This window comes from Micromonospora sp. NPDC023737, assembly GCF_040639715.1.
Classification (GTDB): Bacteria; Actinomycetota; Actinomycetes; order Mycobacteriales; family Micromonosporaceae; genus Micromonospora.
The window spans coordinates 45,745-59,799 of the sequence record NZ_JBFAAL010000014.1 but is presented as its reverse complement, the minus strand read 5'-3'; the positions used below and the strand labels follow the sequence as shown (position 1 = coordinate 59,799).

Below are 14,055 nucleotides of genomic sequence, written 5' to 3'. Positions count from 1 at the left end.
GACGGCCGAGGCCGTCTCCCGGATCGGCTCGGGAGGCGGCCTCGGCCGCGGTGAGGGGCGATCTCAGCGTGGTCGTTGCGCCCCGTGCCGGGCGTAGCGTGCCCGGAACCTCTCCACCCGTCCCGCGCTGTCGACGAGCCGCTGCCTTCCGGTCCAGAACGGGTGGCTCGCGGAGGAGATCTGCACGTCGATGACCGGGTAGGTGTTGCCGTCGGTCCACTCGACGGTCTGGTCGCTGGTGGCGGTGGAACGGGTGAGGAAGGCGAAGTCGGCGGCGCGGTCGCGGTAGACGACCGGCCGGTACTCGGGGTGGATGCCGCGCTTCATGCGCTCTCTCCTTCGGGGTCGGCGGAACTGTCGGGCAGATCGGGATCGGGACTGCCGCCCGGGGGGAGGGTGACGAGGGGGAAGCAGCCGGCGAACGGGTCGGGATAGCTGCGCCAGACCTCCTCGCCGTCGGCCAGCTCGGCGTCGGTGAGCAGGCACGCGGCTAGGGTGCGGTGCAGTTCGGCGGCGGCCAGATCCAGACCGATGAAGACCAGATGTTGATGGCGGTCGCCGTAGTAGGGGTCCCAGTCCAGCGCGGCGGCGAGCCGCCGGTGGTCGGACGTGTCGGCCCAGAGCTTGTCCGGCAGGACGGCGAGCCAGCGCCCGAGCGACCCCAGGGCGAGGCCGCCGCCCGCGAAGTCCCAGGCGATCACGGTCTCCGGCTGACTGGCCAGCCACAGGTGTCCCCGCGACCGGATCGCCTCGGCGTTGAGCTCCTCCAGCGCGTCGTGCAGGCGCTCGGGGTGGAACGGGCGGCGCGCCCGGAACAGCACGGAGACGACCCCGCAGTCCGGGTGCGGCTCGTGCGCACCGAGCGCGTACCCCTCCAGACCGCGGGTCAGTACGCCTGGCGTGTCGGGCCGGTGACGTCGGGTGTCTCGTAGCTGACGGCTGAGCGCGTGGGTATCGACCAGATCCCCGTCGACCCGGACCTGGGTGGCCCACGGCGCCATCCGGTCCAGTAGCACCGACAGTCGGCTGGTGTCGAACTCCCCGTCGCGGGACAGTCCCCACAGGACGATCGTGTCGGCGTACTCGATCTGGCGTACGACCACGTCGGCCACGGCACGGTCGTCGTCGGCGGCCGCGTGGATGCCCAGGGCCTTGAGGTCGTCGGTGGTGGCCAGCCCGTCGATCAGGTGCTCGGCGTCCACCACCGTGACGTACGAGTCGACGCGCAGCAGGTCGGTGACGGGCGCGCCGTCGACGAGACAGTGCGCGCAGGCTGCGGCGACCGCCTCCGGCTCGGCCACTTCGGGGAGCATCAGGAGCAGGCTCCGACCGGGGTGGGTGCGGGTGAGCCGGGCCAGGGTGGGCAGCACGTCCTCACGGAGCGTGCAGGAGACGCATCCGTGCGCGAGGCTGACGCGTACATCCTCCAGCAGGCCGCTGCCGTCGCGGACGATGCGCTGCACCGCGCCCGCGTGCACCTCGGCGAGGTCGTGGCGCACCAGCAGCAGTGACGGGTCCGCCGCGAGCAGGGCGCGGGCGACGGCGTACGTGGTTGCCGGCCAGAAGCCGCTCAGCACGGTCAGTGACGGCCGGAGGTCGGCCTCTCCGGCCACGGTGCTGGTTGGCGCGAGTGGTGACGTCGACATCACGGTCCTCTCGTCGCTTGTTGAAAACGGTTGTCATTATAGGGTGACCACCGGGCCGGTTCGGCGAGCGGGGTAGCCGGCACCCCCGCTGTCGCGGCGGCCGGCCGGTCCAAGTAGAAACGAAAACCATTACCGCTAAGGTCGAGCATCAACGAGAAGGAGTCCGCGTGTCCAGACGATGTGACGTCACCGGGGCCCAACCAGGCTTCGGCAACTCCGTGTCCCACTCCCATCGGCGCACCCGCCGCCGGTGGAACCCCAACCTCCAGCGGCACCGCTACTGGTTGCCGTCCGAGCGGCGCTGGATCACTCTCACCCTCACCGCGAAGGCGTTGCGGACGGTCGACCGCAAGGGCATCGAGGCGATCGTCGCCGAGCTGCGTGGCCGGGGGGCACGGATCTGATGGCCCGACAGACCGACATCCGCCCGGTGGTCAAGCTCCGCAGCACCGCCGGCACCGGCTACACGTACGTCACCCGGAAGAACCGGCGCAACGACCCGGATCGCCTCGTCCTGCGCAAGTACGACCCGTTCGTGCGCCGGCACGTCGAGTTCCGGGAGGAGCGCTGATGGCCCGCAACGGTCTCGTCAACCGTCAGGCCCGCCGGGCGGAGCTGGTCGCGCGGCATGCCGACCGCCGCGCCGAGCTGAAGCGGGCCATCGCACACCCCGACACCGACCCGGCGGTACGCGACGAGGCCGTCCGCCGCTTGGCGCGGCTGCCCCGGGACTCCAGCCCGGTGCGGCTACGCAACCGGGACGTCGTCGACGGACGACCGCGCGGAATGCTCACCCGGTTCGGCCTGTCCCGGATCAGGTTCCGGGAGATGGCGCTGCGGGGCGAGCTGCCGGGTGTGCGCAAGGCGTCCTGGTGACGTCCGGCGTGGCCGGTCCGTGCCGCCTCAGCGTCGGTCGGTGGCCGGGCCGGTCCACGTCGAGCCGGCGGGATCGGCCGCCGGGCCGCCACGCAGGTACGTGAGGACCGCCAGCACCCGGCGATTGGTGTCGTCGCTGGGCAGCAGGCCGAGCTTCGTGAGGATGTTCCCGACGTGCTTGCCGACCGCCGCCTCGGTGACGTGCAGCGCCGCCGCGATCGCCGCGTTCGAACGACCCTCCGCGATCAACGCCAGCACCTCCCGCTCGCGCGGCGACAACGCCGCCAGCGGGTCGTGCGGGCGGTGCAACAACCGGCGTACGACGTCGGGGTCGACGACCGTGCCGCCGCCGGCGACGGTACGTAGGTGTTCGACGAACTCGACCACCTCGGCGACCCGGTCCTTCAGCAGGTAGCCGACGCGGCGGCCGTCTCCGCTGTCGAGGAGCGCGGCGGCGTACTCGGCCTGCACGTGCTGGCTGAGCACCACCACCGCGAGCTCCGGCCGCTCCGCGCGCAACGTGACCGCCGCCCGCAGTCCGTCGTCCCGTCGACCAGGGGGCATCCGGATGTCGGTCACCACCAGGTCCGGCCGGTGCGTGCGGGCCGCCGCCAGCAGCTCCGGCGCGGAGCCGACGGCGGCGAGCACCTCGAAACCGAACCGTTCCAGCAGCCCGACGAGCCCCTCGCGCAGGAGGACCTCGTCCTCGGCGAGCACGACCCGGGTCACCGCTGGCATGGCAGCTCCACCCGGACGAGCGTAGGGCCGCCCGGGGGGCTGGCGAGCAGCAACCGCCCACCGGCCGCGCTCACCCGGTCGGCGAGCCCGGTCAGGCCGGTGCCCCGCGCCGGGTTCGCGCCGCCCCGGCCGTCGTCCGAGATCTCGACCACGAGCCGGTCGCCGGCCTGCGTCAGCCGTACCTCGGCGCGGGTAGCCCAAGCGTGCCGGGTGACGTTGTTCAGTGACTCCGAGACCACGTACCAGGCGGTCGTCTCGACGCTCTCGGGCACCGGCCGGTCCAGGCCGGCGTGCACGGTCACCGGGACGGCGGCCTCGTCGGCCAGTTCCCGGACCGCACCGGCGAGGCCGAGGTCCGTGAGGCTCTGCGGTCGGATGCCGTGCACGATCTGCCGGAGCATGACCATCAGCCCCTTGGCCTGATCGTGCGCCACCGCGAGCGGCCGGGCGGCCGGGGAGTCCTCCGGCACGTCGAGCCGGGCCAGCCCCAGTTGCAGGGTGAGGCTGGTAAGCCGGGGCTGGGCTGCGTCGTGCAGGTCGCGCTCGATCCGGCGGCGCTCCGCCTCGTACGCGTCCACGAGACGGGCCCGCGACCGGGTCACCTCGCGCAGCTCGACGGTGTCGGGCGACGAGCCGAGCAGCCACCGTGCCACCGCCCCCTGGGCCGCTGCGATCACCCCGAGCCCGTACCAGAGCACCGGCAGCAGCAGGACCCCGACGATCGCGTACGGGACGGCCTCACCGGGCCGGTCGACGATGTCCCAGAGCACGATCACCTGGTCGGCGTCCCCGGCCAGCCACGGACTGGCGACCACGAGGAGGTCGATCAGCACGAGCAGGAGGTAGACCCAGTAGACGACCGGCACCACGCCGCCCAGCCACACCAGGTACGCGACCTCACGCCACGCGCCGGCGCTGGTGTAGCGCTCGGCGACACCCGACCAGCGGCGGGCCGGCAGCGGGCGTGGATCGATGAGCCCGAGCCGCCACCGCTCGACCGCCGCGACGGCGGCACTCACGATCGGCGCGAACCCCACGAGGGCCAGCGTGCCCAGGGCCAGGGAGAGCGCGAGAGGCAGCGGAATCGGGCGCCCGTGCTGCCGTACGGCGTTGACAGCGGCCAACAGGGGTGCCCCGACCAGCAGCAGCCCGACGGAGAGCACGCCGGCGATCGGGGCGGTGGACACCAGGTAGCCCAGCGCTCGCCACGGCCACTCCGAGACCAGGTAGCGGGGGTGGCGCAGCGCCGTGGCCAGGTGCGGGAGCTGGGACGACGTCATGCCATCGACGCTATCGGCGGTGCCGGCGTCGACCCAGCCGCCTGGATCCACTTCCGCGGGTATGTCCAGCCCTACCCTCGGGGGCGTGACGCCCGGCGGGTTCGGGTCACCGCCGGGCGTCACGAACTCGGGGTGCCTACTTCCCGGAATCCAGGGCGACCAGCGCCTGGGCGACCCGGAAGTACGGGTTCCGGCCGAGGTCGCCGATCGTGACGATGCCGAGCGCCTCCTTGAGCAGCTTGGCGCCGCCCTCGCTGACCCCAGCGAGGGCGGCCACCGGGGCGTCGACCAGCTCGGCGAGGGTCTGGTCCTGGTAGGCCTTGTCGACCAGCTTGCTGAGGTCGGCGGTGACGGGCATGCGCTCTCCTTCGATACCCGGGCTGACATCTCGCCCGGAGGGAGACCGATCGGGATGAATTACATCATCCGCGTCGCAGTGACTCCACAGAGGACACCGAATTTTCGATCTTCGATCGGGTACCTCTCGACGCGCCGCCGGCGCCTCCACGCTTGCCGCGCGCCCGTCGGTGGCCCGCCGGCTGGGCGTGGCGCCGAGCCACCGCCGATCCCTGGGTGTCGCCGGCCGGATCCTCCGGAAGTCGCCGCTCCAGAGCCGCGATGATCATGCGTAACTGGGCCAGCTGCTGGTGGACCGACGGCTCCTCGTCGTCGGGAACCCTCCGCCGGGTGGTGCGCTCCGCCGCGGCCCGCTCCTCCTGGTGGGCCTCCTCGAGCGCGTTGAGGACCACGCCCACCAGCAGGTTGGTCAGCAGGTAGCAGGCGGTGACCATGTACGACACGTAGTACAGCACCGCCCACTCGGTGACCTCCCGGCCGGACTGGAGCGTGTCGGTGATGCCGTCCAGCGACAACAGCAGGAAGAGCGTGAGCATCGCCTGCCCGACCGTGCCGTACCGCTCCGGGTAGGCGGCGCCGAAGAGCATCCAGCCGAGCATCGCGTACCCGTACAGCACCAGCACGGTGACCAGAAGGAAACTGCCGAGCCCGGGAAGGCTGCGCCGGATGCCGATCAGGATCACCCGCAGGCTGGGGAAGAGACGGAACGCGCGCACGATGCGGGCCAGTCGTAGCAACCGCAGGAGCGTCACGTTCTCACGTACGCCGGGAGCCAGTGGAGCGGCGAGGATGAGCAGGTCGAACACGTTCCAGCGGTCCCGAAAGAACCCGGCCGGACTCTTCAGGTGCGCCCCGAATCGCACCAGCAGTTCGAGCACGAAGAAGGCGAGGCAGGCGTACTCGATCGCCCGCAGCGAGCCACCGGCCGCCACGACCGCCCGGCCGTAGGTCTCCAGGCCGAGCGCCATCGAGTTGACGACGATGACGATGAAGCTCGCCAGGCCGAACCAGGAGGCGTCCACGAGCTTCTGGCACGCATCGGCGAGTCGGTGCCTCCGGCTCCGAACGGGGGGCGTCATGATTCTCCGTCGATCGCCCGGTGGGCGCCGGCGTTGCCGCCGCCCTCCGGTCGTTGCACCGTCACGCCTGCGGCGTCTCCTCGGCGGCCGGCTCGGCCTTCGGCTCCTCGACCGCCTCGTCGTCCTTCGCGGGCTCGGTCTCCCGCTCCGCCGCCTTCACCGGCGCGGGCACGGTCCAGGAGAACTCGATCTCGACAGAGAGTTCGGTCTCGCTCTCCCGCTCGATCTCCAGCTCGCAGCGCACCTCGTCGGCGACCGCGACCGCGCCGGCGGCGCCGTAGTAGACCCGTCCGTCGGACTCCAGCTGGTTCGCCAGCTGACGCAGCCAGCCGGCCAGGTCGGCCCGTGACACCGTACGGGCATCCTCGTAGATATCCATGCGCGCCATGTTCGCACTCCACAAAGGACGGACGGCCGACGGGTGGGTCGCGAACCCGCCGGACCGGAATGATATTGCTCCGACAGCAGCGCGGGCGGCCGGGCCGGCGAACCGGACCCGACCGCCCGCGTCGAGGCGACCGCGAGGGCTACGAATCCAGCGGCTCGATCCAGATGTTGCGGTACTGGACCGGGTTGCCGTGATCCTGCAGCCGGATGGCGCCCGTGGCCGGGCCCTCGGGCCGGCTGCCGCCGGTCGGGCCGAGGATCTCGACGTCGTCGTGCACGGTGACGCCGTTCCAGACCACCGTGACGCGCGCGTTCTCCACCTTGTTGCCGGACGCGTCGTAGCGCGCCTGCCGGTAGACGATGTCGTACGTCTGCCAGGTCAGCGGCGGCCGTGCCGCGTTCACGTCCGGTGCCTTCTGGGTGTAGATGGCCGCGGCGTCGTTGGTCTGCGGCGGGTCGATGCCGAACGAGTCCAGCACCTGGATCTCGTAGCGGTCCTGCAGGTACACGCCGCTGTTGGCGCGTGCCTGACCGGTCACGTCCGGCGGGTACAACGGCAGGTTGAACTCGACGTGCAGGCGGAAGTCGCCGAAGGCCTGCACCGTACGCAGATCCCCGTTGCGCACCGTCATGGTGCCGTCGGCGACCGTCCACTCGGGCTCGCGGCCGTCGCTGTGCTGCCACTCGGCGAGGTCGCCACCGCCGAACAGCGTGATGCGCCCGCCGTGCGGCCGGACGGCGAGGACGTCGAGGTTCACGTGGCCGGAGTCGGCGGCCTCCTTGCGGTACTCGACCAGGTTGCGCCCCTCGCGCAGCGGTACGGTGGTGGTGACCGTGCCCCACTCCTCCCACGTCACGGTGGAGGGGAAGACGGTCTGCTCCACCCGTTGACCGTTGACGTACAAACTCAGCTGCTTCTCGCCCGAGTAGGGGTTCGGACCGTTGCTGTAGCGCATCGCCAGGTCGTACGTGCCGCTCTTCCGGACGTCGACGGAGATCCTGGTCGACGAGCCGTCCTCAGCGAACCCGGCGGCGAACCCGGCGCCGGAGTAGGCGGCGTGGTCGGTCGCCATGCCGACGCCGACGGTCCGGCCCTCCTCGGCCTCGAAGAACGTCTGCGGCTGCACCACGCGACCCGGGATCTCGTTGAGCGTGTACCAGGCCTCAGTGTTCCACAGCTCCTCGCCGTCGGCGGACGAGAACGGGCGCGGCGAACGCACGTGGACGACGCGGTTCTCCTTGAGGCCCGGAATCTTGAGCTTGACGGTGCGGCCGTCCCGCGACAGCTCGGCCTCGGCGACGTCGAGCGTCTCCAGGTCGAGCTTGGGACCGCCGTACTGGCTCGTCGCGCCGTAGCGCCACTGCGTCACCTGATACGCGTCGGCGAGGTCCTGCGCGGTCTCGGCCGACAGCGGCTCGGTGTACTCCAGCTCGAACCCGACGTGCGATGCGCGCATCCGCTTGACCTCGAAGACCGACGTGCCGTTGGGCGTCAGTTTCTGCAGGCCGTAGGTGAGCTTGCCCTCCTGGCCCCAGTTGCCGCCCGCGCCCAGTCCACCGACGTAGAGCGCGCCGTCGGGGCCGAGAGTGACCTCGTTGATGCCGGCCTCCAGGCCCTGCGAGTGCCGGAACACCGCGCCCTGGTACTGCCCCTCGACCTTCTCGATGAACACGCGCTGCAGGCCGCCGTAGGTCACATCGCCGACGACCAACTGCCCCGCGTACGGCCCCTGCTTGAGCAGCACGGGAGTCGACGGCGAGTTACCGATCTCGTTCTGCGGAAGCCAGACGATGGGTCGGGTCACCGGCTTGTCGTCGGACGGGCCCGCCGGGGTGGTGAAGTGGTTGTAGAACGCCCCCTGCTTGATCTCGACCAGCTTGGAGGCGGGCAGCCAGCCGCCCTGGTTGTCGGTGACGAGGACTTCCCCGTGCGGACCCCACCCGATGCCGTTCGGCGTGCGTAGCCCGCCGGCGACGTACGTGATCTTGCCGGTCTTCGCGTTGACCTTGATCGACGTGCCGCGGTTGGGTGCGGGCTGGGGCACCGTGGTGGCGCCGCCGAGGTCGATGGCGACCGACAGGTTGAGATAGAAGTACCCGTCCCGGTAGAGCAGGCCGAACGCGAATTCGTGGAAGTTGGCTCCCCACGGCCACGTGGCAACCGTCCGGCGGTGGTCCGCGATGCCGTCGCCATCGGTGTCGCGCAGGGCCGTCAGCTCGTGCTTCTGGCTGACGTAGACGGTGCCGTCGACCACCGCGACCCCCTGGGGTTCGCGTAGCCCCTCCGCGAAGCGGCGGTAGGTCACCTGGCCGGGGCCGGTTTCCCCGGTGGCCCCCTCGACCAGGTAGACCTCGCCGGTCGCGTTGTCGGTGCCGCCCCAGGTGGAGACGACCAGGTCACCGTCGGGCATGAAGGCCATACCGGTGACCTGCGGCTGGAACCCTTCGGGGCGTAGGTCGGTAAGGGTGTAGCCCGGGTGGACCCGGTCCAGTGGCATGCCGTCGCCGGCCGAGTCGGCGGCCCCCTCGCAGTACTTCCAGCCGGGTGCCGTCACACGCACGACGCCGGCTTCCGTGCTCAACGCGGAGGTCGGCACGAGCTCGAAGGTGTCGGCGCCCGGGACACGCCACTCGAGCCGCAGCAACTGGCCCCCGCCGTTGTCGAAGAACTCGACGAACAACGGGTGCAGGCCTGCGGTCAGGGTCACCGACCCTTCCTTGGCGGTCTCGCCGTGCAGTCCGTCGTGGTCGATGATCAGCTGATCGTCGACCTTCAGGCGTGACCCGTCGTCGCTGGTGAGCCGGAACGCGTACGTGCCGTCGGCGGGCACCGTGAGGTTGGCGATGGCGTGGCTGATGAACCGGTCGGACAGACCGAAGTCGTCCGTGCTCGACCAGTTGACCTGCGGCATGAGCTTGTCGACGTTCGGCGTCTGCGCAGGCTTGAGGGTGCACAGTGCGGACAACGGGACGCCCATGTCGTACGAGCGCAGGGTGACGCCCGGTTCCTGGGGCGGGACGTCAGCGATGCCAGGTGCGGCGGCGGCCGGGGTGACAGGGGCTGTGGCGAGCAGGGTCGCCAGAGCGGCACCTGCGGCGGTGAGCACGGCTCGACGGCGGCGCCGCCATCGGTTCGGTGCGGTCATCGGTCCTCCGGGGGGTCCGGGTCCCCGGTCGAGAAGAGTCGTCCCACTTTCCCTCCCGGGGGTGGTTAGTACGATCTCTCGACGCGAAAGATCGATCGATGACACTATCACTTTCGATAGAAAAATGGAAAGTTCTCAATGCTCGTGCGAAAGTTGCCCCTCATTGCGCGCCTGATGCACAGGCATCAGTGAGAGTCGGAGCCCACGTGGGCAACTCCGTGTGCCTTCGGGGGTCAACGCGCCGATCGCTGGACTGACCGCTCGCGCTCTCGTAGCTCAGGACACAGGGCAAACAGATCCCTGAGACGGCGCTCGCCCCGGATGCGCACGCTCCTCGCCCAGCGTGCCGCCGCGGCGACGGCGGCGGCCAGCCGGGCAGGGTTCCCTGCGGGACGACGACGATGATCGGCCACCCGCGGGGGCCCACCCGAAGGTGGGCGCAGCGGACGGGCGGGGTGACCTCCGCACGCCGCGGGTCGATGCCTGCCCGAGAGCCGTCGAGCACGTTGACGGCCCTCAAACGGCGACCAGCTTCAGGCCGCCGACTCCGTATCCGGTCGAGCCGGACCGGCACCGGTCAGCCGGCGCGGGCGACGGGACCGATCAACTGGCGCTCGGTGGGGGTCATGCTGAGCATGACCCACTGAACCTTGCCCTTGGTGATCAGGCCGATCATCTCCGGGTGCAACTGGGTGAACCAGCTCTGGACGCTCACCAGCCCCAGCGCGCTCGCCGCCGTCGCCGCCTCCGCCTCCGTCAGCCGCTGGAGCACCACGATGTCACTGCGGACCAGCACGTCGACGTCCCAGCCGGCCAGGTCGTCGCGAACCACCAGGGTGGCCCGCCACGGCGCACTGAGGCTCGAGTCGGGGCCGGTGACCGGGCCGGTGTCGATCACGACGAGCTGCGGTTCGGTCGGGGTGGCCGCAGTCGGCGGCGGCACGCCCGGCGGAAGGAACGAGGCGATCTCCCGACCGATGACGCAGCGCCGCAAGAAGGCGTCCCACTCCTGCTCGCGGGCGGTCTGGATGAACAGCCGAGCGCCGAGCGCGATGGCACGGAAGGCGATCAGCTCGGCGCAGCGTACGCCGCCGGTCAGCATCAGCCGCGTCGGTTCGGCGCGGAACAGGCGCAGCCCAACCGGCTCCTGCTGCCGGTTTCGGCCGACGACGAGGCCGCCGCCCCCGGCGACCAGGTGCAGGCCGCCGACGGAGGCGGTGTCCGTGAGGTGCAACCCCATCCGGCTGCCGGGAAAGGCGACGCTCTTCACCGCAGGAAACCTCCGAGCGGTAGCGTGGCGGCCACCCCGTGGGCGTGCTCGCCGTCGAGTCGTTGCAGACGACCGCCGTGGCGGCGGATCGCCTCGTGCAGGGCCTGGTCGGCGGCGGCCAGTGCGGCCGGATCGGCGCCCATCAGACGGAACGCCACCTCCACGGCGATGTCGTCGCCGGCCGACCGGCTCGCTGCGATCGACACCACGCTGGCGGCGGCGGGAAGCGCTCGCAGCAACGGGTCGACCTCCCACGGCTGGCGGGGCCAGTCCAGCAGCCGGTGGCAGCTCTGCGGGGTGCCCTGGGTCGACCAGGCCCGCCACGTCTCCCGGGCGAGCGGCTGCTCGCCGGCGCCGCCGGCCGTCCCGCCGGTCAAGTGGGTGAGAGTGGTGACGGCGACGAGCACTTCGTCCCGGTTGAGCATCCGCGCGGCCACCCGCTCCTGCCGCAGCTGCCGCCGGGTCCGCCGAATCACCGCGGTGAGGGTCGGGCGCAGGTCGCCGTCGGCGTGGAAATCGGGGGTCCGTGCGGCCTGGAGTACCACCCATGCCTGCCGGCTGGCGGGCACGTCCCCATTGGTCAGTTCCCGGTACGCCCGGTCCACCGCCGCCGCGCCGGAGCGGGCGCGCGGCGCCGGGGTCACCTGGACCAGCAACTGCACCACCACCGGCGGCGCCTTCTCGTCGGCCGCCGGTAGGAGCGAAGCGGGAGACAACAGGGCCTGCGGAGCGTTCATCAGCAGGGCGCCTTCTGTCGGGTCGACCTCGAAGACGGCGCTCAGCCCGCCCCGGTGGGTCAGCAGCACGGCCGGCTGGTCGTCGATCTCGACGGCCTCCAGCTCCACACCGCGCTCCAGGTGGGCCAACAGATGCAGGGCCGGGTCGACGCCGGCGGCGGTGAGCTGTCGACGCCGCCCCCGGAAGCCCCACCAGACCGGAATCCACTGGTGCAGCCAACGGCCGCGGAACCGGATCACCGTCGGGGCGAGCAGCAGCACTGCCACGGCGGCCACCGCAACGGTGAGCGGCATGCCGTGCGGGGTGGCGGCGAGCACCGCCGCTGCCCCGACCTGCCACGCCACCAGCTGGGCAACGTTGACGCCGCCGAACCCGAGTTCACGCCGGTACGGTCGCACCAGCGGGGTGGCCGCAGCGGCCTCCGCGACCGGGACGTCAGCCTCGGCGGCGGGAGCGGCGGCCTGCGCAGGCGGCGCGGCCTGTGCGCTGCTGGTCGGCGGCGCGGCCGTCGCGGCCTGCGCCGCGGCGGCCGCCCGGCTGGTGTACGCGGTGCCGGTCGACGCCCGGCCCTGCCCGTGCTGCGCCGCCCGGGCCTGCCCCGGGCCCGCCCAGCTCACCATCGGCGGAGGTGCCGGTACGCCGGCCTGCTGTGGTGCTGCCACTCGTTGCGCGGGCGGCCCCTGCTGCGCCGGTTGGGCGGCCGCACCCGGATGGTGCTGCCAACCCGGTTCGCCCGGCCGTGCCGCACCCGGATGCGTCACCTCACGTCCCCCCTCACCTGGGCCGGCACCACTCAGCGGCCGATCGCGGCACGGATGTCGGCCGCCGTCACGGTGCGCAGCTCGTCGAGGCTGGGGCGCTGACCGGACTGGCGCAGCCGTTGCGCCTGAGCCTTGCGTACACCCTCGAAGAGCTTGCGGGCCTCGCGGGCGTTGCCGAAGTTTTGGTCCCGCTCGATCGTGGCGAAGTGCGTCTGGAGCAGATCGGAGACCCCGTCGGCGAGCAGGTACTCGTCGCCGCCGGCCATCCGCTCCACGATGACGACCAGCTGCTCCGGGCTGTAGTTGCCGAATTCGATGGTCTTGGCGAAGCGGGAGGCGAGGCCCGGGTTCGCGTCGAGGAACTGAAGCATCTCCCCGGTGTAGCCGGCGGCGATGACGGCCACATCGTCGCGATGGTCCTCCATCAGCTTGACCAGCGTGTCGATGGCCTCCTGGCCGAAGTCGCCGCCGCTGCCGGAGGAGCGTGAAAGGGTGTACGCCTCGTCGATGAAGAGCACCCCGCCGCGGGCCGTGTCGAACGCTGCGGCCGTCTTCTCCGCCGTGTGGCCGATGTACTGGCCGACGAGGTCCCGCCGGGACACCTCCCGGAAGGCCCCGCCGGGCAGCGCGCCGAGCGCCGCCAGCAGCTCACCGTAGATGCGGGCCACCGTGGTCTTACCGGTGCCGGGTGCGCCCGCGAAGATCAGGTGATGGCTGACCGTGCCGACCGGCAGGCCGGCGCTGCGCCGCCACTCGTTCACCTGGATCTCGTCGATGAGCGCGCGCACCTCCTCCTTCACCGACTCCAGGCCGACCATCGCCTCGAGCTCGGAGAGCAGCTTCTCGGTGCGCTCGGTGTCCTGCTCCTTCGCAACCTGTGCCGCCTCGGCCCCGAAGGTGGCGCGCCGGCTGGCGGTGCCGGCCACGATGGTCGGTGTGGCGCCGTCGGCCACGTCGATCGCCGGCAGCGCGGTGTTCTCGGTGGTGCACTCCTCGACGCGGCCCTGGCAGCCGCGGGCGAAGGAGACGGCGGGGCCGCGGGTGTCGCGGATCCGGCAGCGGCGCAGCGTCGGGGCGCTCTGGTGGACCACGGCGACGCCGGCGTGCCCGGTCTGGGAGATGTCGCAGGCCTCGATGGTCGGGCGGCCGTACTGGTAGACGTAGATGCCGCGGTTGCCGCAGCGGGTGATCGTGCTGGTGCGGATCGTCGGGGCGGCGCCGATCCGGACGATGATGCCGTCCTCGCTCAGATCGCTGAACTCGCAGCCCTCCACGGTGCCGTCGGAATCCTCGACGACAAGGCCGTAGCGGGCGCCGTTGACCTGGCAGCGGGTCAACGTGAACTCCGACCGGCTGGCCACCGAGACGGCCGCGCCGAAGCCGGCGCTCAGCTCGCACCCGGTCATGCTGAGCGTCGCCTGGTCGACCGCCACGACCGGCGCGTCTCCGGCCTTGAGGACCAGATCACGCAGCTCCAGGCGACCGGAGTTGCAGGACACCGTCGGATACGCCCCGGACGAGGCGTCGATGGTGACGGTGCCGGCGCCCTGCGCGGCGACGATGGTGATGCCGCGGTCGTTGACGAACAACGCCTCGTAGTAGGTGCCGGGGCTGACCGAGACGACGGCGTCGTCGTCCGCCGCCGTGAGCGCGTCACCGATGGACGGATAGGCGCCGGGCTGGTCCGGGGAGACGAGAAGGGTGCGCGTCATGGCTCCGGGCTTCATACGGCGGCGGAAGGGTTACGCCGACGATATCCCAGGCGGTCGGCATGGCG

General features: G+C 71.6%; 14 protein-coding genes. 3 read left to right on the top strand and 11 right to left on the bottom strand.

The features are described 5' to 3' along the window. Positions 1 to 63 precede the first annotated feature (63 nt). Both AB0F98_RS24825 and AB0F98_RS24820 read right to left on the bottom strand, forming a co-directional pair. On the bottom strand, positions 64 to 327 hold the full coding sequence (locus tag AB0F98_RS24825; protein WP_357739549.1) for a type B 50S ribosomal protein L31: 264 nt from the start codon (positions 325 to 327) through the stop codon (positions 64 to 66). Continuing rightward, positions 324 to 1,649, bottom strand: coding sequence for a GTP-binding protein (locus AB0F98_RS24820; RefSeq protein WP_357739546.1), 1,326 nt, complete (start codon positions 1,647 to 1,649; stop codon positions 324 to 326). The genes AB0F98_RS24825 and AB0F98_RS24820 overlap by 4 nt, the downstream gene beginning before the upstream one ends. 164 nt (positions 1,650 to 1,813) lie before the next feature. On the opposite strand from AB0F98_RS24820, the gene rpmB reads away from it, so the two are divergent. The 3 genes from rpmB to rpsN are packed head-to-tail and all read left to right on the top strand — an operon-like array spanning position 1,814 to position 2,522. Further along, positions 1,814 to 2,050, top strand: coding sequence for a 50S ribosomal protein L28 (rpmB, locus tag AB0F98_RS24815; protein WP_357739543.1), 237 nt, complete (start codon positions 1,814 to 1,816; stop codon positions 2,048 to 2,050). Further along, positions 2,050 to 2,217, top strand: coding sequence for a 50S ribosomal protein L33 (rpmG, locus tag AB0F98_RS24810; RefSeq protein WP_357739540.1), 168 nt, complete (start codon positions 2,050 to 2,052; stop codon positions 2,215 to 2,217). The genes rpmB and rpmG overlap by 1 nt, the downstream gene beginning before the upstream one ends. After that, positions 2,217 to 2,522, top strand: coding sequence for a 30S ribosomal protein S14 (rpsN, locus tag AB0F98_RS24805; RefSeq protein ID WP_357739537.1), 306 nt, complete (start codon positions 2,217 to 2,219; stop codon positions 2,520 to 2,522). Before rpmG ends, rpsN begins: the two co-directional genes overlap by 1 nt. 27 nt (positions 2,523 to 2,549) lie before the next feature. Here the strand turns inward: rpsN and AB0F98_RS24800 are convergent, their stop codons facing one another. From AB0F98_RS24800 to AB0F98_RS24760, 9 genes are all read right to left on the bottom strand, one after another. After that, a complete protein-coding gene (locus tag AB0F98_RS24800) occupies positions 2,550 to 3,260 on the bottom strand; it encodes a response regulator transcription factor (protein WP_357739534.1) in 711 nt (236 codons plus the stop codon). Further along, positions 3,248 to 4,540 (bottom strand): histidine kinase, encoded by a 1,293-nt coding sequence (locus AB0F98_RS24795; protein WP_357739531.1) that lies wholly within the window; start codon positions 4,538 to 4,540, stop codon positions 3,248 to 3,250. The genes AB0F98_RS24800 and AB0F98_RS24795 overlap by 13 nt, the downstream gene beginning before the upstream one ends. Positions 4,541 to 4,676: 136 nt before the next feature. Next, complete coding sequence (locus AB0F98_RS24790; protein WP_076470674.1) at positions 4,677 to 4,898, bottom strand: hypothetical protein; 222 nt, start codon at positions 4,896 to 4,898, stop codon at positions 4,677 to 4,679. Positions 4,899 to 4,962: 64 nt separating this feature from the next. After that, the gene (locus tag AB0F98_RS24785; protein WP_357739527.1) at positions 4,963 to 5,976 is read right to left on the bottom strand and encodes an ion transporter; all 1,014 of its coding nucleotides are present in this window, start codon (positions 5,974 to 5,976) and stop codon (positions 4,963 to 4,965) included. A 61-nt stretch (positions 5,977 to 6,037) separates the two neighbouring features. Then, positions 6,038 to 6,364, bottom strand: coding sequence for an amphi-Trp domain-containing protein (locus AB0F98_RS24780; RefSeq protein WP_357739525.1), 327 nt, complete (start codon positions 6,362 to 6,364; stop codon positions 6,038 to 6,040). 139 nt (positions 6,365 to 6,503) lie between these two features. Beyond that, the gene (locus tag AB0F98_RS24775; protein WP_357739522.1) at positions 6,504 to 9,509 is read right to left on the bottom strand and encodes a family 16 glycoside hydrolase; all 3,006 of its coding nucleotides are present in this window, start codon (positions 9,507 to 9,509) and stop codon (positions 6,504 to 6,506) included. A gap of 577 nt (positions 9,510 to 10,086) precedes the next feature. Continuing rightward, positions 10,087 to 10,779: a hypothetical protein gene (locus tag AB0F98_RS24770; protein WP_357739519.1), complete on the bottom strand. Its 693-nt coding sequence runs from the start codon at positions 10,777 to 10,779 to the stop codon at positions 10,087 to 10,089. Beyond that, positions 10,776 to 12,278 carry a type VII secretion protein EccE gene (eccE, locus tag AB0F98_RS24765; RefSeq protein WP_357739516.1) on the bottom strand — a complete coding sequence of 501 codons (1,503 nt, stop codon included), beginning with the start codon at positions 12,276 to 12,278 and terminating at the stop codon, positions 10,776 to 10,778. Before eccE ends, AB0F98_RS24770 begins: the two co-directional genes overlap by 4 nt. 32 nt (positions 12,279 to 12,310) lie before the next feature. Further along, on the bottom strand, positions 12,311 to 13,990 hold the full coding sequence (locus AB0F98_RS24760) for a right-handed parallel beta-helix repeat-containing protein (protein ID WP_357739513.1): 1,680 nt from the start codon (positions 13,988 to 13,990) through the stop codon (positions 12,311 to 12,313). Positions 13,991 to 14,055: the final 65 nt, after the last annotated feature.

Excerpts from the sequence above, each read along its gene's own strand:
- AB0F98_RS24825 (WP_357739549.1), bottom strand. The coding sequence starts at position 327 with ATGAAGCGCGGCATCCACCCCGAGTACCGGCCGGTCGTCTACCGCGAC.
- rpmG (WP_357739540.1), top strand. The coding sequence starts at position 2,050 with ATGGCCCGACAGACCGACATCCGCCCGGTGGTCAAGCTCCGCAGCACC.
- rpsN (WP_357739537.1), top strand. The coding sequence starts at position 2,217 with ATGGCCCGCAACGGTCTCGTCAACCGTCAGGCCCGCCGGGCGGAGCTG.
- AB0F98_RS24800 (WP_357739534.1), bottom strand. The coding sequence starts at position 3,260 with ATGCCAGCGGTGACCCGGGTCGTGCTCGCCGAGGACGAGGTCCTCCTG.
- AB0F98_RS24795 (WP_357739531.1), bottom strand. The coding sequence starts at position 4,540 with ATGACGTCGTCCCAGCTCCCGCACCTGGCCACGGCGCTGCGCCACCCC.
- AB0F98_RS24790 (WP_076470674.1), bottom strand. The coding sequence starts at position 4,898 with ATGCCCGTCACCGCCGACCTCAGCAAGCTGGTCGACAAGGCCTACCAG.
- AB0F98_RS24785 (WP_357739527.1), bottom strand. The coding sequence starts at position 5,976 with ATGACGCCCCCCGTTCGGAGCCGGAGGCACCGACTCGCCGATGCGTGC.
- AB0F98_RS24780 (WP_357739525.1), bottom strand. The coding sequence starts at position 6,364 with ATGGCGCGCATGGATATCTACGAGGATGCCCGTACGGTGTCACGGGCC.
- AB0F98_RS24775 (WP_357739522.1), bottom strand. The coding sequence starts at position 9,509 with ATGACCGCACCGAACCGATGGCGGCGCCGCCGTCGAGCCGTGCTCACC.
- AB0F98_RS24760 (WP_357739513.1), bottom strand. The coding sequence starts at position 13,990 with ATGACGCGCACCCTTCTCGTCTCCCCGGACCAGCCCGGCGCCTATCCG.